Here is a 16899-nt window from a genome sequence, read left to right as displayed (position 1 = left end):
GGGAACGCCCCGAGGCGCGGGACGCGCGGTCAGCTGACCGTCGGGTCCTCGCCCCGGTCGAGCGCCTCCCAGGCGTCCCGGGTGCCCCGCTCGACCGCCGGCCGGTCCGCACCCGGCGGGGCCGCCGATCGGGCCGGTCGCTCGTACCGGGCACCCATCGCCGGCCAGCCGGCGCCGCGCACCGCGGTGAGCGCCCCGCCGACCGCCGCGACCAGGCCGCCGGCCAGCACCAGCGCCGGCCACTGCCGGCTCACCCCGCCCTCGAAGGAGCCGGTCAGGCCGTAGCCGCCGCCGGCCGCCACGGCCAGCCCCACCAGGGCCAGCAGGCCGCCCAGCAGGCGGCGGACCCGCCCCCGGGTGGCCAGCACCGCGCCCCCACCGGCCAGCCCGACCAGGGCCAGCGCGGAGACCCAGGGCAGCAGGTCCACGCCCGTGCGGGCGTGCCGCGCCGGCGGCAGTGACCCCCGGGCGGTCAGCTCGACCGACCAGGTCCGGGTCACCGCCCAGAGGGCCAGGCCCGCGCCGGCCAGGCAGAGCAACACCGCGTACGTCAGCTCGCGCCGGCCCCGGGCGGCCGGCGACGGCGCGGTGGCCGCGACCGTGGGCTCGCTCATCGCGCCGGCCTCAGCGTCTCGGCGGCGGCGATCGCGGCGAGCACCGCGGCCGCCTTGTTGCGGGTCTCCTGGTCCTCGGCGGCGGGATCGGAATCGGCCACCACCCCCGCCCCGGCCTGGACGTAGGCCCGGCCGTCCCGGATCAGCGCGGTCCGGATGGCGATCGCCATGTCCAGGTCGCCGCCGAAGCCGAAGTAGCCGACGGTGCCGCCGTAGAGACCGCGCCGGGCCGGCTCCAGCTCCTCGATGATCTCCATGGCCCGCACCTTCGGCGCGCCGGAGAGGGTGCCGGCCGGGAACGTCGCGGCGAGCGCGTCGAACGCGGTGCGGTCCTCGCGCAGCTCCCCGACGACCGTCGAGACGATGTGCATGACGTGGCTGTAGCGCTCGATGGTGGCGAACTCCGGCACCTCGACCGTGCCCGGCCGGCAGACCCGGCCCAGGTCGTTGCGGCCCAGGTCGACCAGCATGACGTGCTCGGCGCGCTCCTTCGGGTCGGCGAGCAGCTCGGCGGCGAGCCGGGCGTCGGCCTCCGGTGAACCGCCGCGCGGCCGGGTGCCGGCGATCGGGTGCAGCAGCGCCCGCCGCCGCCCGTCCGCGCCGGTGCTCACCTTGAGGTGCGCCTCCGGCGAGGAGCCGACGATGTCGAAGCCGTCGAAGCGCAGCAGGTACATGTACGGGCTCGGGTTGGTGGTGCGCAGCACCCGGTAGACGTCGAGCGGGTCGGCGTGGGTCGGCCGCTCGAAGCGCTGGCTGAGCACGATCTGGAAGCACTCGCCGGCCCGGATCGCCTCCTTGGCCGCCTCCACCGCCTTCGGATAGCCGCCGTCCGGCGTCCGGCTGACCACGTCGCCGACCGCGGGCCGGGCGACTGTCGAGATCATGGGCGGAATCGGTCGGGACAGGGCGGTGGTCATCGCGTCCAGCCGCCCGACCGCGTGGTGGTAGGCCGCCGCGACGAGGGCCGCCCGGTCGGGGGCGTCGAGCGGCGGCAGCACCGCGTTGGCGACCAGGATCGCCGAGCCGTCGTAGTGGTCGAGCACCACCAGGTCGGTGGCGAGCATCATGCCGAGCTCGGGCACGCCGAGCTCGTCCTCGGTCAGCTCGGGCAGCCGCTCGAAGCGGCGGACCAGGTCGTAGCCGAGGTAGCCGACCATGCCGCCGGTCAGCGGCGGCATGCCGCTGGCCGGGTCCCAGGCCGGGCCGGCCAGGGCCGCGACCGTCTCCCGGAGCACCGCCACCGGGTCGCCGGAGGCCGGTACGCCGACCGGCGGCGCGCCGGCCCAGACCGCCGTGCCGTCCCGCTCGGTGAGCGTGGCGGCGCTGCGCACGCCGATGAACGAATAGCGCGACCAGGCCATGCCGGCGGAGCCGACGCCCTGCTCGGCGGATTCCAGCAGGAAGGTGCCCGGACCGCCGGCCAGCTTGCGGTAGACGCCGACCGGGGTCTCGGCGTCGGCGAGCAGCCGGCGGGTGACCGGCACGACCCGCCAGCGGGCCGCCAGGTCGGCGAAGGTGGCCAGGTCGGGGCTGACCGTGCCGTCCGTCATGAGGCCGCCTCCGGGGAACTGACCGGTAGCTCGGTGAAGAAGCAGGTGCGGTGCCCGGTGTGGCAGGCCGCGCCGACCTGGTCGACGCTGACCAGCAGGGCGTCCCCGTCGCAGTCCAGGGCCACCAAGCGGACGTACTGGTGGTGGCCGGAGGTGGCGCCCTTCACCCAGTACTCCTGCCTGCTGCGCGACCAGTAGGTGGCCCGGCCGGTGGTCAGGGTGCGGTGCAGCGCCTCGTCGTCCATCCAGGCGACCATCAGCACCTCGCCCGAGTCGTGCTCGCGCACCACGGCGGCCACCAGGCCGTCCGGGGTGCGGCGGAGCCGGGCGGCGATGGCCGGGTCGAGCCGGGAGGGGCGGGCCGGGCCGGCGGCCACGGCGCCGCCGGAACTGGCGGAGGCGCCGGTCACCGGCGCGTCAGAGGCGGGCACAGTCAGCCATTCTCCCGCACGCGGCCCGGGCGCCGCCGACGTGTCCCGCGAGGCGGGCGCCGGCCGGTCCAGCGGCGCGGCCAGCCACCCCCGGATCCGGGGGTGGCTGACCGCTGTCCGAGGCGAGGGGCTAGTGCCCGACCGTTCGCATTCCTGCCGCGGTATACCTTTCCCCGGCCACCGCCCCGGCCGGCACCGCCGCGCCGAGCCGGGCCTGCTGCTCCGGGGTCAGCCGCAGGTCGGCCGCCGCCGCGTTCTCCTCCAGGTAGCGGACCCGCTTGGTGCCCGGGATGGGCAGGATGTCCTCGCCCTGGGCGAGCAGCCAGGCCAGCGCGGCCTGGGCCGGCGTGCAGCCGATCTCGGCCGCCACCTCGCGCACCGCCTCGGCCAGCTTCAGGTTGGCGTCGAAGTTGCCGTCGGCGAAGCGGGGCACGTTCCGCCGCCAGTCGTCCTCGGCGAGCTGCTCGCGGCTGGTGATCGCCCCGGTGAGCAGCCCCCGCCCGACCGGCGAGTACGCCACCAGGGACACCCCCAGCTCCCGGCAGGTGGCCAGCATCTCCCCCTCGACGTCCCGGGTGAACAGCGAGTACTCCATCTGCACCGCCGAGATCGGATGCACGGCGTGCGCCGCGCGCAGCGTCGCCGGGTTGACCTCGGAGAGGCCGATCAGCCGCACCTTGCCGGCCTCGACGAGGCCGGCCAGCGCGCCGACGGTCTCCTCGATCAGCGTCTCCGGGTTGCGCCGGTGCAGGTAGTACAGGTCGATGGTCTCCACCCCGAGCCGGCCCAGCGAGGCGTCGCAGGCCTGCCGGGCCCAGGCGGCGCTGCTGTCCACGTACGCGCCGGGGGTGCCGGTGCCGCCGAAGCTGTCGCCGCTGGTGCGGTTGCCGAACTTGGTGGCGAGGAAGACCTCGTCCCGCCGCGCCCGCAGCACCGGGGCGAGCAGCCGCTCGTTCGCCCCGAAGCCGTACATGTCGGCGGTGTCGAGGTGGTTGACCCCGAGGTCGAGCGCCCGGTGCAGGGTCCGCGTCGACTCGGCGTCGTCGGCCCCGCCGTACGCGAAGCTCATGCCCATGCAGCCGAGGCCGATCGCCGAGACCTCCGGACCGGTCGCACCCACTCGTCGCCGGATCATGCCAGTTCCTCCTCCGCCCTGCGGTACGCGTCGATCTTGTAGTCGAGCACCTTGAGGTCCTCCTTCAGTTCGGCCATCCGGGCCAGCACCCGGGCCCGGTGCGCCTCGAAGAGCGCTCGCCGGGCGCCGAGCGTCCGGTCGCCCTGGCGCGCCAGCTCGGCGTAGCGGCGCATGTCCCGCACCGGCATCCCGGTCCGACGCAGCCGGGTGAGCAGGAACAGCCAGTTGATGTCGGACTCGGTGTAGCGCCGGCGGCCGGAGGAGTCCCGCCCGACCGGGGCGACCAGGCCCTCCTGCTCGTACCAGCGCAGGGTGTAGGTGGTCAGGCCGACCCGTTCCGCCGCCTCACCGACGGTGAGGCTCATCTCCCGCGTGCTGATGTCCACGCACCCCAGGCTTCCAGTTCGAGGGCACTCGAAGTCAACCTTGCGCCGAGGCGCTCAACTCAACTAGCGTTGAGTTCAACGCATGATGAGTTTTGGAGGCGGGCATGGACGACGCGGTCGTGGTCCGTGACCTGGTGGTCGACCGGGGCGGCCGGCGGGTGCTCAAGGGCATCTCCTGCACGGTCCCCCGCGGCGCGGTCACCGGGTTGCTCGGGCCCAGCGGCAGCGGCAAGACCACCCTGATGCGCGCGATCGTCGGGGTGCAGACGGTCGGTTCGGGCAGCGTCACCGTGCTCGGCCGCCCGGCCGGCACGGCGGAACTGCGCCGCCGGGTCGGCTACCTCACCCAGGCGCCCAGCGTCTACGCCGACCTGACCGTCCGGGAGAACGCGCGCTACTTCGCCGCCCTGCACGGGCGCGGGCGGGCCGACGCGGACGGCGCGGTGGCCGACGTGGGGCTGTCCGAGGCCGCCGACCAGCTGGTCGCCACCCTCTCCGGCGGCCAGCGCAGCCGGGCCTCGCTGGCCTGCGCCCTGGTCGGCGACCCGGAGCTGGTCATCCTGGACGAGCCCACCGTCGGCCAGGACCCGGTGCTCCGGGCCGACCTGTGGGCCCGGTTCCACGCCATGGCCGCCGCCGGAACGACGCTGCTGGTGTCCAGCCACGTGATGGACGAGGCGGCGCGCTGCGACCGGCTGCTGCTGATCCGGGACGGCAGGCTGATCGCCGACGACACCCCGGACGCGGTTCGCGCCGCCACCGGCGTGCACGACCTGGAGGAGGCGTTCCTCCGGCTGATCAGAGCGAGCGAGGAGGGCCGGTCGTGAGTGCGCGGATCCTGGGCGCGACCATCGGGCGCATCCTGCGCCAACTGCGGCACGACAGGCGCACCGTCGCACTGCTGGTGGTGGTCCCCATCGTGCTGCTCACCCTGGTCTACTTCATGTACGTCGACCAGCCCAGTCCGCCGGGCCGGCCCACCGTCTTCGATCGGGTGGCGCTGATCATGCTGGGCTTCTTCCCGTTCATCATCATGTTCCTGGTCACCAGCATCGCCATGCTGCGGGAGCGCACCACCGGCACCCTGGAGCGGCTGCTCACCACCCCGCTGGGCAAGCTCGACCTGCTCTTCGGCTACGGCGTGGCGTTCGGCCTGGCCGGCGTCGTCCAGGCCACCATCGCCTCGGCCGTGGCGTACTGGGTGTTCGACCTGACCACCGCCGGCAGCATCGGGCTCGTCATCATGATCGCCGCGATCAACGCGGTGCTCGCGGTCGCCCTCGGGCTGTTCTGCAGCGCCTTCGCCCGCACCGAGTTCCAAGCCGTACAGTTCATGCCGGTGGTGGTCGCCCCCCAGCTGCTGCTCTGCGGGCTCTTCGTGCCCCGGGACCAGATGGCCGGCTGGCTCCAGGCGATCAGCGACGTGCTGCCCCTGTCGTACGCCGTCGAGGCGTTGCAGGAGGTCGGCGCGCATGCCGAGCCGACCGGGACGATGTGGCGGGACGTGGCGATCGTCGCCGGGGCGGCGCTGCTGGCGCTGGTGCTCGCCGCAGCCACGCTGCGTCGACGCAGCGGCTGACGCTGGCGGTGGCCCGGTCCCGCCGGGACCGGGCCACGGGCGGACTGACGGAACGAGCGAAGGGCGGCGATGGCGCGGCGTACCGGACGGCGACCGGGCAACCCGGGCACCCGGGAGGCGATCCTCGACGCGGCCCGGGCCGCGTTCGCCGAGCGCGGCTTCGACGGCGCGTCCATCCGGGCCATCGCCGCCGCCGCACAGGTGGACCCGGCGCTGGTGCACCACTACTTCGGCAGCAAGGACCAGCTCTTCCTGGCGGCCATGAACTTCCCGGCCGATCCTCGGGAACTGCTGCCGAAGGTGATCGCCGGTGGCCGTGAGGGGATCGGTGAGCGGCTGGTCCGGATGTTCCTCGCGGTGTGGGACTCGCCGGCGGGCACCGCCGGGGTGGCGCTGCTGCGCTCGGCGGTCGGCAACGAGTGGGGCGCCCGGCTGCTCCGGGAATTCCTGACCACCCAGGTGCTGCGCCGGGTCCTCGACCACCTCGACGTCGACCCGGCCGAACTGCCGCTGCGCGGCTCACTGGTGGCCAGTCAACTGATGGGGCTGGCCATGACGCGGTACGTCATCAAGCTGGAGCCGGTCGCGTCCGCGCCCACGGAGACGCTGGTGACGACGATCGGCCCGACCGTCCAGCGCTACATCACCGGCGACCTGCCGCGCTGACCCGGCACGAGCAGAGGTCAGCGGGTCTGTTCCAGCCAGGAGGCGTAGAGCAGGGCGTAGACCGAGTCCGGGTCCTTCAGCAGCTCGTCGTGGGGACCGCGCTGCACGATGCGGCCCCGGTCCACCACGATCACCTCGTCGGCCGCCTGGGCGGTGGAGAGCCGGTGCGCGATGGCGAGCGTGGTCCGGCCCCGGGTGACCGCGTCCAGGGTGCGCTGCAGGCGTACCTCGGTGGCCGGGTCGACGGCGCTGGTCGCCTCGTCCAGCACCAGCAGGTCGGGGTCGGCGACGTACGCGCGGGCCAGCGCGACCAGCTGCCGCTCGCCGACGCTGAGCGCCTCGCCGCGCTCCCCCACCGGGGTGTCCAGCCCGGCCGGCAGCCCGTCCAGCCAGTCGGCCAGGCCCAGCTCGGTGAAGGCCGCGGTGAGCTGCGCGTCGGTCAGCTCGGGCCGGGCGAAGCGGACGTTCTCCCCCACGGTGGTGTCGAAGAGGAAGCCGTCCTGCGGCACCATCACCACCCGGGAGCGCAGCGAGTCGAACCGCACCTGGCGCAGCGCCACGCCGGAGAGCAGCACCTCGCCCTCGGTCGGGTCCATCAGCCGGGTGAGCAGCTTGGCGAAGGTGGTCTTGCCGCTGCCGGTCTCGCCCACCACGGCCACCCGGCTCTTCGCCGGGATCTCCAGGGTCACGTCGTGCAGCACCGGCGGCCCGCCCGGGTAGGCGAAGCTCACCCCGGCGAACCGGATGTCCAGCGGGCCGGGCGGCAGCTCCCGCCCCTGCTCCCCCGGGTCGGCCACGTCGGGCGCGACGTCCAGCACGTCCAGCACCCGGCGCCAGCCGGCGATCGCGTTCTGCGCCTCGTTGAGCACCTCGGTGGCGATCTGGACCGGCTGGATGAAGAGCGTCACCAGGAACAGGAACGCGGTGAGCTGGCCGATGGAGAGGGTGCGGTCCACGCCCAGGTTCACCCCGACCACCACCACGCCGGCCAGCGCCAGGCCGGCGGCCAGCTCGCCGACCGAGCTGCCCAGGATGCTGATCCGGATGGCCTTCTGCTGGGCCTGCCGCTGCCCCTCGATCGCCGCGTCCAGCCGCCGGGCGGTCCGCCCCGCGATCCCGTACGCCCGGATCACCGGTGCGCCGACCACGCTCTCGCCGATGGTGCCGAGCAGCGTGCCCATCCGCTGGCGGACCAGCCCGTACGCACCGCCGAGCCGGCGCTGGAGCAGCCGGATGACCAGCACCGCCGGGGCGAACGCGACGAGCACCACCAGGGTCAGCTGCCAGGAGTACGCCAGCATCACCGCGGTGGTGACCACCAGCTGGCCGAGGTTGACGATGAGGATCACGCCGCCCCACTGGAGGAACTGGGTGATCTGGTCGACGTCGCTGGTGACCCGGGAGACCAGCGAGCCGCGCCGTTCCGACTGCTGGTGCAGCATGGACAGGTCGTGCACGTGCCGGAACGCCCGGGTGCGCACCCCGGCGAGCGCGGTCTCGCTGACCGTGAAGAGCCGGCGCATCATCAGGTAGCCGCAGCAGGTGGTGACCGTCAGCACGGCGGCGGTGACGACCACCGTCAGCGTGACCACGTCCAGGTCGAGCCCGCCGACGATGCCGTGGTCGATGCCGCGCTGCACGGCCACCGGGACGGCCACCCGACCGATCATGTAGATCAGCGCCAGCCCGACCGTGCCGGCCAGCCCGGTCCTCAGCTCCGGGGAGAGCGCAAGGCCGCGCCGCAGCGTCCGCCAGGTCGACTCGGTCGCCTCGGCCGTCGTCGTGCTCGCGCTCACCGGTCAACCTCGACTTCCAGGCCGGAGGTCAGCGGGGTGACCTCGTCGTACGGGCGGGACTGCTCGCGTTCGTGCTCGGCCTGCTCGTACGCGGTGACCAGGTCGGCGTAGCCGGACACGGTGGCGAGCAGCTCGTTGTGCGTGCCGCGGGCGACCACCCGCCCGTGCTCCACGTAGATCACCTCGTCGGCGAGGGCGATGGTGGCCCGCCGGTAGGCGACCACCAGGATCGACGCGGGCGCGCCGCCCCCCTCGGGGGCGCGCAGCCCGGCCAGGATGGCGGCCTCGACCCGCGGGTCGACGGCGCTGGTGGCGTCGTCGAGCACCAGCAGCCGGGGCCGGCCGGCGAGCGCCCGGGCCAGGGTGAGCCGCTGCCGCTGCCCGCCGGAGAGGGAGGTGCCGCGCTCGCCGACCATGGTGTCCAGCCCGTCGGGGAGGGCGGCCACGAAGCCGTCCGCCTCGGCCAGCCGCAGGGCGGCCCAGACCTCCTCGTCACCGATGCCGGGGCGGTCCAGGGCGATGTTGGCCCGGACGGTGTCGTCGAAGACGAACGGCACCTGGGCGACCAGGGCCACGGTCGAGGCGAGCGAGGCGGCGGTGAGGTCGCGGACGTCGACGCCGTCGAGGGTGACGGTGCCGGTGCGCGGGTCGACCAGGCGTACGGCCAGGGAGGTGATGGTGGACTTGCCGGCCCCGGTCGGCCCGACCAGGGCGACCGTCTTCCCGGCCGGCACGGTGAAGGTCACCTCGCCGAGCACCTCCGTGCCGGGCAGGTGGGCCTCGGCCGGCTCGTAGCCGAAGTGGACGTCGTGGAAGGCGAGGGTGGCCGGGGTCGGGGTGGCCGGGTCGAGGGTCACCGCGCCGTACGGCATCTCGCCGGTGGCGTCGAGGACCCGGCGCAACCGGTCCCAGCCGGCGACGCTGCGCGGCAGCTCGGCCAGCACCCAGCCGATGGCGCGCACCGGGAAGGCCAGGACGGTGAAGAGGAAGGCGACGCTGACCAGCTCGGTCACGCTGATCGCGCCCTGCCGCAGCCGCACCGCGCCGACCACCAGCACGGCGAGGGTGCCCAGGCTGGGCAGGGTCTCCAGCATCGGGTCGAAGACGCCGCGCAGCTTGCCGACGGCGATCAGCGCGTCGCGCAGCTCGCCGGCGCGGGCGGCGAACCGGTCGGTCTCCTGCGCCTCCCGGCCCATCGTCTTGACCACCAGGGCGCCGTCGAAGCTCTCGTGGGCGATGCCGCTGACCTCGGCGCGCAGCCGCTGGGCGCGGGCCTGGCGGGGCGCCATCTGGCGGGAGTAAACCACGTTGAGCGCGAACAGCGCCGGGAAGACCGCGAGGCCGACCAGGGCGAGCGCCCAGTCGGTGAGGAAGAGCGAGACCACCGCGCCGACCAGCATCACCAGGGTGCCGACCGCGAAGGGCAGCGGCGCGATCGGGTACCAGGCGGCCTCCACGTCCGAGTTGGCGTTGGAGAGCAGGGTGCCGGTGGCGTTGCGGTGGTGCCAGGCCAGCGGCAGGTCGAGGTAGCGGCGGGTGACCCGGCGGCGGTAGGCGGCCTGGAGCCGGTACTGCATGTAGCCCGCGCCGAGCCGGCGGCCGAAGATGCCGACCACCCGCAGCACACTGATCCCGAACAGCGCGGTCGCCGCCAGCGCGAGCGCGCCGCCGGCCACCGACCCGCGGGCGATGGCGGGGACGACGACCTTGCCGACCACCCCGCCGACCACGTACGCGCTGGCGATGACCATGAGCCCGAACAGCACGCTGCCGGCCACCGCGACCGCGAAGATACGCGGTTGTTCCCGGATGGCCCGGCCGAGCACCCGCAGCCCCTTGCCGAGGACGTCCCGACTTGTCCCGCTCGCCAACGCTCTCCCCCGCCGTAAGCCGCAATTTTCTCCCTCATCCTTACCGGTCGACGCCACCTCCGCCGACCCGGCCGGCATATGTCCACCATCACGTTCCGGCCCGGACGGTGCCGACCAGCACCGTTGGCCGCGCGCCGGGCCGGCCGCGCCACCCCCGGCACGCGGCCGCGCCGCGCCCACCCCGCGCGGGAACCGCGCCGGGCCTACCATCGGTGGATGCCGCGGTACGCCCGATCGGAGCGCGAGGCGCTCGCCGATCTGCTGCTGGACCTGGGACCGGACGCGCCGACGCTCAACGAGGGCTGGAGCACCCGCGACCTGGCGGCGCACCTGCTGGTGCGGGAACGCCGGCCGGACGCCGCGGGGGGCATCCTGCTCCCGCCGCTGCGCGGGCACGGCGAGGCGGTCCGCCGCCGGGTGGCCGCCGGCCCGTACGCCGACCTGGTCGCCCGGCTCCGCCGGCCGCCGGTGTGGAGCCCGGTGAGCAACCGGCTCACCGACGAGTTGGCCAACACCCTCGAGTTCTTCATCCATCACGAGGACGTGCGCCGGGCGCAGCCGGGCTGGCTGCCCCGCGACCTGCCGGCGGGGCTGCAGGCCGCGCTCTGGCGGCGGGGCGCGCTGCTGGCCCGCGCGGCGTTGCGCCGCTTCCCGGCCGACCTGCTGGTCCAGGCGCCCGGGTTCGGCGAGCGCACGGTGGGCCGGGGCGGCGAGCGGCTGCGGCTGGTGGGCGCCCCGGGCGAGCTGGTGCTCTTCCTCTCCGGCCGACAGCGGGCCGCCCGGGTGCAGGTGGCCGGCCCGGCCGCGCCGGCCGAGCGGTTACGGGCGGCCAACCTGGGCTTCTGACCGGGGGGGTGCGGAACCGGTCACGAACCGGCCCGGGACCGGGCTTCCCCCGTCGGCCCGGCCGCACCTCGGTGCCGTACGCTCCTGCCCGCCGCCTCACCCCGGCGGTGGGACGAGGGAGACGATGCGGAGCTTCGCGGTCTCGGCCCTGCGCGAACCCCCCTTCCCGGCGCACCGGCATGCCGCCGTCGAGCTGGTCGCCGCGGAGAGCCTCGGCTGGGTCCGCGACCTGGGTCTGATCGGCACCCCCGCCGGACTACGGCGGCTGGGCGGGGCCAGCGCGGCGGAGCTGGCCGGCCGGGCCTGCCCGGACGGGCCGGTGGACCGGCTGCGACTGCTCACCGACCTGATCTCCTGGCTGTTCGTGATGGACGACGCCTGCGACGAGGACGGCCTGGGCGGCAGCCCGAGCCGGCTCGCGCCCACGGTGGCGGAGCTGCTGACGGTGCTGGACCGGCACGGCGACCCGGACGCGCCGCAGCCGGCCGGTGCCGGGCCGCTCGGCGTCGCGCTGGACGACCTGTGCCGGCGGGTCCGCGCCCGGCAGCGGCCGGCGCTGCTGCTGCGCCTGGTCGGCCAGCTGCGCGACTATCTGCTGGCGCTGCTGTGGGAGGCGGCCAACCGGGAGCACCGGCGGGTGCCCGGGGTGGCCGAGTACGTGCAGATGCGCCGGCACACCGGCGGGGCACGACCCAGCTTCACCGTCACCGACCTGGCGCACGGCACGCTGCCGGGGGCGGGCCGGCGGGCGGACCCGGCCCTGGCCGCCCTGGACGCGCTCGCCGCCGACCTGGTCTGCTGGTGCAACGACGTCTTCTCGTACGGCAAGGAGCGCACCGGCTCCCCGGACGGGCACAACCTGGTCACCACGATCATCGGGGAGAGCGGGCAGGACGAGCGGGACGCGCTGCGCGCGGCGGCCGCCCGGTTCAACGCGGGCCTGGCCGCGTACGCGGAGCGGGACGCCGCGCTGGACGCGGCGGGCGACGAGGGGGTCCACGCCTTCCTGGTGACCCGCCGCAACTGGATCCGGGCCACCTACGACTGGTCCCTCGCCGCCTCCCGGTACGCCTGATCCGGACGTTCCAGTCTCCGGGACACCGGTCGGCTCGGCCCGGGAGGGCTAGCCCCTGCCCCGGTGCAGGCAATACTCTTCGGTAACCGCAGAATGGCGTGACCCCCGTCACGTCCCTCCATCCCCCGAAGGCGGCTACAGCGATGGCTCTCGATGTACCGTACCGTTCCATCCCCGACATGTTCCTCAAGCGTGTCGCGGCGACCCCCGACCGGCCGGCGTTCGCCCACCCGGCCGCGGACGACTCCGGGCCGGTCTGGCTGAGCTGGGCGCAGGTCGGGCGGCGCGCCAAGGCGGTGGCGGCCGGGCTGCACGGGCTCGGTGTCGGCCTGGAGGATCCGGTGGCGATCCTGGCGAACACCCGGCTGGAGTGGGTGCTCGCCGACTTCGCGATCATGTGCGCCGGCGGGGCCACGACGACCGTCTACCCGACCACCGAACCGGAGGACGCGGCGTACATCGTGGCGGACTCCGGGTCCCGGGTGCTCTTCGCCGAGAACCCGGCCCAGGCGGCCAAGCTCGCCGGTGCGACGCTGCCGGCGCTGACCCACGTGGTGCTCTTCGACGGCGAGCCGGACCCGGCCGCCGCCGTCCCGCAGCTCAGCCTGGCCGAGTTGGAGGAGCGGGGGACGCAGGCCCTGGCGAACGAGCCCGACCTGATCGACATGCTGGTCGCCGGCATCGGCCCGGACCACCTGGCCACGCTGATCTACACCTCCGGCACCACCGGGCGGCCCAAGGGCGTCGAGCTGCTGCACGGCGGCTGGTGCTGGGAGGGGGTGGCGCAGGCGGAGCTGGGGCTGCTGCACGCCGACGACCTCCAGTACCTCTGGCTGCCGCTGTCCCACTCCTTCGGCAAGACGCTGCTCTGCGGCGCCACCCACGTCGGCCTGCCCACCTACGTGGACGGCCGGGTGGACAAGCTGGTCGAACAGCTCGCGGTGGTCCGGCCGACGCTGATGTGCGGCGCGCCCCGGATCTTCGAGAAGGTCTACAACAAGGTGGTCACCACCGCCCAGGGCGCCGGCGGCGCGAAGGCGAAGATCTTCGCGTGGGGCGTCGCGGTGGGCAAGGAGAAGGTGGCGCTGGAGCAGGCCGGCAAGCCGGTGCCGGCCGGCCTGCGGCTCAAGTACGCGGTGGCCGAGAAGCTGGTCTTCAGCAAGCTCCAGGCCCGGCTCGGCGGCCGGATCCGGGTGCTCGTCTCCGGCGCGGCCCCGCTGAGCGAGGAGATCGGCACCTTTTTCGCCGCCGCCAACCTGCCCATCTCCGAGGGGTACGGGCTCACCGAGACCAGCGCCGGGAACTTCGTGAACCCGCCGAACGGGCTGCGCATCGGCACCGTCGGCAGGGCCATGGGTGACCTGGAGTGCCGGATCGACACCGACGGCGAGATCCTGGTCCGCGGCCGGCCGGTGATGCGGGGCTACCACAACCTGCCCGAGGAGACCGCCGCCGCCTTCACCGAGGACGGCTTCTTCCGCACCGGGGACATCGGCAGCCTGGACGACGACGGCTACCTGCGCATCACCGACCGGAAGAAGGACCTGGTCAAGACCTCCGGCGGGAAGTACATCGCGCCGTCGCACATCGAGGGCATGTTCAAGGCCATCTGCCCGTACACCTCGCAGGCGGTGGTGATCGGGCAGGCCCGCAACTACTGCACCATGCTGATCACGCTCGACCCGGACGCGATCAAGGGGTGGGCGGCCGGCGGCCCGCTGGAGGGGCGCGACTACGCCGACATCGTCACCTCGCCGGAGGCGCAGGCGATGGTCGAGGGCCACGTGGCCGAGCTGAACGCCAAGCTCAACCGCTGGGAGACGATCAAGAAGGTGACCATCCTCCCCCGCGACCTCACCATCGAGGACGGTGAGGTCACCCCGTCGCTGAAGATCAAGCGCCGCAGCGTCGAGAGCAACTTCGCTACCGAGATCGAGAAGATGTACGCGGGCACCCTCGCCGAGCTGTAAGTCCCCTAGCGCCCGACGGCCGTGCCCCACCGTCCCGGGGCACGGCCGTCGGCGCGTTTCCGGCCGCCGGACGGCGGCCGGGTCACAGGTGGCGTTGGCGCCACCGGCTCTGTTCCTCCTCGGCGGCGAGCTGCTCCTCCAGGGCGAGCTGCCGGATCTGCCGCCGCCGGCCGTCCTCGCTCCGCGTCTCCACCACCACGGCGGTCACGGTGAGCACCGCCAGCACGACGAGGGCGATCAGCTCGGGCAGCAGGGCGGCCAGCGGGGCCACCGCGACAATCGCCACCACCGCCACCAGCACCGGCCAGCGCACGGTGTGCAGCCCCACCAGCGCGCAAGCGGCGAGGCTGAGCAGGTAGAGCGCGACCCCGCCGTAGAGCACGCTGATCCAGAAGCCGCCCAGCGGCAGACCCCACGCCGGCGAATCCGGCTGGGCCGCCTCGCCGAGCAGGTCCTTGAGGCCGAGGGCAAAGATGATGATCCCGGCAATCAGCGGCAGGTGCAGGTACGTGTAGACGTCCCGGGCCACCCGGACCCGGGCGTCCGGATCCCGCGTCTGGTGCAGCTTCTGCTCGAGGGCGAACGCCAGGGTGTCGAAGTACGCCCACCAGAGCACCGCCACGATCGCGATGCCGAGCACGGCACCGATCACCACCGGCACGGTGAGCGGCAGGCCGCTGAGGAACTTCGGCCCGAGACCCAGCGCGATGATCGACTCGCCGAGGGCGATCAGCACCATGAGGGCGTGCCGTTCCGCCCAGTGCCCGGCGGAGAGCACCACCCACCACGGCCGGGCCAGGATCACCCCGCCCACGTACTCGATCAGCAACGCCACGGTCCAGAGCGCGAGCTGAAGTGCGATCGCCGTGGGTCGGTCGGCCATCCGCGGCGGCACCGTCCCGGCGGTGATCAGGAGCGCGGTGGCCACCACCGGCAGGAGCGCGAGCCACAGCAGTCGCCGGCGGCGGTCCGGATCGTCGCGGGCCACCCAACCGAACACCACGAGCTGCGCGGCGCGGATCACGAAGTAGCAGAGGGCGAACACCACCGGCCCGTGCAGTCCGCCCGGGATGTCGGCGAACGCTCCCGGCGTGCTCAGCACCAGCAGGAAGGTGGCGGCGATCGTGACGAAGCCGACCAGTGGCAGCACGCCCTGGTCGGCCCGGACCACATTGCCCAGCCCGGCGAAGCCGGTCCAGCACCACCAGAGCAGCGCCAGCACCAGCAGGAAGCGGTAGAGGTTGGCCGGACTGGGGTGGGTGGCGGTCAGGCTGGTGTCGCTGAGGAACGCCAGGACGAACACCAGGTCGTAGAAGAGCTCCAGCCGGGTGGTCCGGGACCCCGGTGCGCCGGGCCGGACCGCCCGCGACCACCGGGTACCGCCGCCGTTCCCCACCCGGGCAGTCTGTGGGGAACGGCGACCGGACCGGCGCCGAACCCACGGAACCGTACCGGATCGGGGCCCGCGGCGGTCAGGCGATGACCGAGGGCTCCCGCCACTGCGGACGGCCCGTCCGGTCCAGGTCGTAACGCACCGCGGCGAGCCGGCCGACGGCCTCGACCAGGTCCGCGGCGGGCAGGGTGAAGGGCAGCCGCAGGAACCGCTCGAGGGTGCCGTCCAGACCGAACCGTGGTCCGGGCGCCAGGCGTACGCCGACCTCCTCGGCCGCCCGGGCCAGGGCGCTGGAGATCGGGCCGTCCAGCTCGACCCAGAGCGTGACGCCGCCGCGCGGCGCGGCCACCCGCCAGTCGGGCAGCCGCTCGGCGAGCGCCCCGACGAGGGCGTCCCGCTGGGCGGCGAGCTGGGTCCGCCGGGCGGCCACGATGGCCGGCGCGTCGGCGAGCAGGTGCACCGCGACGAGCTGGTCGAGCACCGGGCTGGCCATGTCGACGCCCACCCGGGCGGCGGCCAGCCGCTGCACCTGGGGCGCGGACGCGCGGACCCAGCCGATCCGCAGCCCGCCCCAGTAGGGCTTGCTCATCCCGCCGATGCTGATCACCCGGCTGTGCCGGTCGAAGGTGGCGACCGGCGGGGGCAGCTCGGTGCCGTCCAGCGGCAGATCCACGAAGGACTCGTCGACGACCAGGTCGGTCCCGGCCGCGTGGGCGGCGCCGACCAGCCGCTCGCGCAGGTCGGCCGCCATCAGGTGGCCGGTGGGGTTCTGGAACTCCGGGATCAGGTACGCGAGCTTCGGCCGGCTCTGCCGGATGCTGCCCAGCAGCAGGTCGGCGTCCCAGCCGTCACCGTCGGCGGCGAGGCCGTGGGTGGTGATCCGGGCCCGCCGGGCGGAGAGCGCGGCGAGCGCGTTGGGGTAGGTGGGGGACTCCACCAGCACCCCGCCGCCGGGCGACAGGGCGAGCCGCAGCACCAGGTCGAGCGCGTGCTGGGTGCCGCTGGTGACCATGATCTGTTCCGGGCTGGTCGGCAGCCCCCGCTCGGTGTACGAGCGGGCCACCGCCTCGCGCAGCTCGATGATGCCGGTCGGGTGGTAGCCGGCCCCGCCCAGGTAGCGGGGCAGGTCCTCGGCGGCCGCCCGGGCCGCGGTCGCCAGCTGGGGCGGGGCGGAGAGCGCGGCCACCCCCAGGTCGATCATGTCCCGGTCGTCCAGCGGGGTCCAGAGCCCGGTGCTGGCCACCCGGTGCGTGCCGGGGAGCATGGTCCAGCTCCCGGCGCCCCGCCGGCTGGCCAGGTGCCCGCTCTCGCGCAGCTCGCGGTAGGCGGCGGTGACGGTGGTCCGGCTGATCCGCAGCGCCTCGGCCAGCTCCCGCTCGGCCGGCAGGCGCACCCCGAGGGGGAGCCGGCCGTCGGCGAGCAGGCCGCGGACGGCGGCGGCGAGCGCGGCGTAGTCGGGACTGCGCCGGCGGCCGGGAAGCGCGTGCCACTGACCGAGGAGACGCGCCAATTGGACGCCACGCACCTGACTCGTCATGGCCACCCCTCCGAAATTGGCTCTGTTACGGCCCCGATTGGCCCCTAGGG

The 16899-nt window shown here is 74.4% G+C and carries 15 protein-coding genes; 6 read left to right on the top strand and 9 right to left on the bottom strand.

Features of this window, described 5'->3' with window-relative positions:
* Positions 1–29: 29 nt before the first annotated feature.
* From Q2K19_RS20420 to Q2K19_RS20400, 5 genes are all read right to left on the bottom strand, one after another.
* Positions 30–614 carry a Trp biosynthesis-associated membrane protein gene (locus tag Q2K19_RS20420; RefSeq protein WP_302762968.1) on the bottom strand — a complete coding sequence of 195 codons (585 nt, stop codon included), beginning with the start codon at positions 612–614 and terminating at the stop codon, positions 30–32.
* Positions 611–2164 carry an anthranilate synthase component I gene (locus Q2K19_RS20415; protein WP_302762967.1) on the bottom strand — a complete coding sequence of 518 codons (1554 nt, stop codon included), beginning with the start codon at positions 2162–2164 and terminating at the stop codon, positions 611–613. The genes Q2K19_RS20420 and Q2K19_RS20415 overlap by 4 nt, the downstream gene beginning before the upstream one ends.
* Entirely contained in the window at positions 2161–2595 is a 435-nt protein-coding gene (gene hisI, locus Q2K19_RS20410) for a phosphoribosyl-AMP cyclohydrolase (RefSeq protein ID WP_302762966.1), read from the bottom strand. The genes Q2K19_RS20415 and hisI overlap by 4 nt, the downstream gene beginning before the upstream one ends.
* A gap of 130 nt (positions 2596–2725) precedes the next feature.
* On the bottom strand, positions 2726–3730 hold the full coding sequence (locus Q2K19_RS20405; RefSeq protein ID WP_302762965.1) for an aldo/keto reductase: 1005 nt from the start codon (positions 3728–3730) through the stop codon (positions 2726–2728).
* A complete protein-coding gene (locus tag Q2K19_RS20400; protein WP_302762964.1) occupies positions 3727–4116 on the bottom strand; it encodes a MerR family transcriptional regulator in 390 nt (129 codons plus the stop codon). The genes Q2K19_RS20405 and Q2K19_RS20400 overlap by 4 nt, the downstream gene beginning before the upstream one ends.
* A gap of 104 nt (positions 4117–4220) precedes the next feature.
* On the opposite strand from Q2K19_RS20400, the gene Q2K19_RS20395 reads away from it, so the two are divergent.
* The 3 genes from Q2K19_RS20395 (at position 4221) to Q2K19_RS20385 (ending at position 6361) form a co-directional block, all read left to right on the top strand.
* On the top strand, positions 4221–4943 hold the full coding sequence (locus Q2K19_RS20395) for an ABC transporter ATP-binding protein (RefSeq protein ID WP_302762963.1): 723 nt from the start codon (positions 4221–4223) through the stop codon (positions 4941–4943).
* Positions 4940–5695 carry an ABC transporter permease gene (locus tag Q2K19_RS20390; protein ID WP_302762962.1) on the top strand — a complete coding sequence of 252 codons (756 nt, stop codon included), beginning with the start codon at positions 4940–4942 and terminating at the stop codon, positions 5693–5695. Before Q2K19_RS20395 ends, Q2K19_RS20390 begins: the two co-directional genes overlap by 4 nt.
* A 69-nt stretch (positions 5696–5764) precedes the next feature.
* The gene (locus Q2K19_RS20385) at positions 5765–6361 is read left to right on the top strand and encodes a TetR/AcrR family transcriptional regulator (RefSeq protein WP_302762961.1); all 597 of its coding nucleotides are present in this window, start codon (positions 5765–5767) and stop codon (positions 6359–6361) included.
* A gap of 17 nt (positions 6362–6378) precedes the next feature.
* Here the strand turns inward: Q2K19_RS20385 and Q2K19_RS20380 are convergent, their stop codons facing one another.
* Positions 6379–8157: an ABC transporter ATP-binding protein gene (locus Q2K19_RS20380; protein WP_302762960.1), complete on the bottom strand. Its 1779-nt coding sequence runs from the start codon at positions 8155–8157 to the stop codon at positions 6379–6381.
* Entirely contained in the window at positions 8154–10028 is a 1875-nt protein-coding gene (locus Q2K19_RS20375; protein WP_302762959.1) for an ABC transporter ATP-binding protein, read from the bottom strand. Before Q2K19_RS20375 ends, Q2K19_RS20380 begins: the two co-directional genes overlap by 4 nt.
* 216 nt (positions 10029–10244) lie before the next feature.
* Here Q2K19_RS20375 and Q2K19_RS20370 point away from each other — a divergent pair, with 216 nt between their 5' ends.
* From Q2K19_RS20370 to Q2K19_RS20360, 3 genes are all read left to right on the top strand, one after another.
* Complete coding sequence (locus Q2K19_RS20370) at positions 10245–10874, top strand: TIGR03085 family metal-binding protein (RefSeq protein WP_302762957.1); 630 nt, start codon at positions 10245–10247, stop codon at positions 10872–10874.
* 124 nt (positions 10875–10998) lie between these two features.
* Complete coding sequence (locus Q2K19_RS20365) at positions 10999–11949, top strand: terpene synthase family protein (RefSeq protein WP_302762956.1); 951 nt, start codon at positions 10999–11001, stop codon at positions 11947–11949.
* Positions 11950–12092: 143 nt separating this feature from the next.
* Positions 12093–13919 (top strand): AMP-dependent synthetase/ligase, encoded by a 1827-nt coding sequence (locus tag Q2K19_RS20360; protein ID WP_302762954.1) that lies wholly within the window; start codon positions 12093–12095, stop codon positions 13917–13919.
* A gap of 82 nt (positions 13920–14001) precedes the next feature.
* On the opposite strand, the gene Q2K19_RS20355 is transcribed toward Q2K19_RS20360, so the two are convergent.
* Together Q2K19_RS20355 and yczR are read right to left on the bottom strand one after the other, a co-directional pair.
* Positions 14002–15315: a low temperature requirement protein A gene (locus Q2K19_RS20355; protein WP_302762952.1), complete on the bottom strand. Its 1314-nt coding sequence runs from the start codon at positions 15313–15315 to the stop codon at positions 14002–14004.
* Between the two features lie 76 nt (positions 15316–15391).
* The gene (yczR, locus tag Q2K19_RS20350) at positions 15392–16849 is read right to left on the bottom strand and encodes a MocR-like transcription factor YczR (protein ID WP_302762951.1); all 1458 of its coding nucleotides are present in this window, start codon (positions 16847–16849) and stop codon (positions 15392–15394) included.
* Between the last annotated feature and the right edge of the window lie 50 nt (positions 16850–16899).

Origin of the sequence: Micromonospora sp. NBRC 110009 (genome assembly GCF_030518795.1) — a bacterium.
Taxonomy (GTDB): domain Bacteria; phylum Actinomycetota; class Actinomycetes; order Mycobacteriales; family Micromonosporaceae; genus Micromonospora.
This window is presented reverse-complemented; position numbering and strand designations above follow the sequence as displayed.

Excerpts from the sequence above, each read along its gene's own strand:
- Q2K19_RS20395 (WP_302762963.1), top strand. The coding sequence starts at position 4,221 with ATGGACGACGCGGTCGTGGTCCGTGACCTGGTGGTCGACCGGGGCGGC.
- Q2K19_RS20385 (WP_302762961.1), top strand. The coding sequence starts at position 5,765 with ATGGCGCGGCGTACCGGACGGCGACCGGGCAACCCGGGCACCCGGGAG.
- Q2K19_RS20370 (WP_302762957.1), top strand. The coding sequence starts at position 10,245 with ATGCCGCGGTACGCCCGATCGGAGCGCGAGGCGCTCGCCGATCTGCTG.
- Q2K19_RS20360 (WP_302762954.1), top strand. The coding sequence starts at position 12,093 with ATGGCTCTCGATGTACCGTACCGTTCCATCCCCGACATGTTCCTCAAG.
- Q2K19_RS20365 (WP_302762956.1), top strand. The coding sequence starts at position 10,999 with ATGCGGAGCTTCGCGGTCTCGGCCCTGCGCGAACCCCCCTTCCCGGCG.
- Q2K19_RS20405 (WP_302762965.1), bottom strand. The coding sequence starts at position 3,730 with ATGATCCGGCGACGAGTGGGTGCGACCGGTCCGGAGGTCTCGGCGATC.
- Q2K19_RS20415 (WP_302762967.1), bottom strand. The coding sequence starts at position 2,164 with ATGACGGACGGCACGGTCAGCCCCGACCTGGCCACCTTCGCCGACCTG.
- yczR (WP_302762951.1), bottom strand. The coding sequence starts at position 16,849 with ATGACGAGTCAGGTGCGTGGCGTCCAATTGGCGCGTCTCCTCGGTCAG.
- Q2K19_RS20420 (WP_302762968.1), bottom strand. The coding sequence starts at position 614 with ATGAGCGAGCCCACGGTCGCGGCCACCGCGCCGTCGCCGGCCGCCCGG.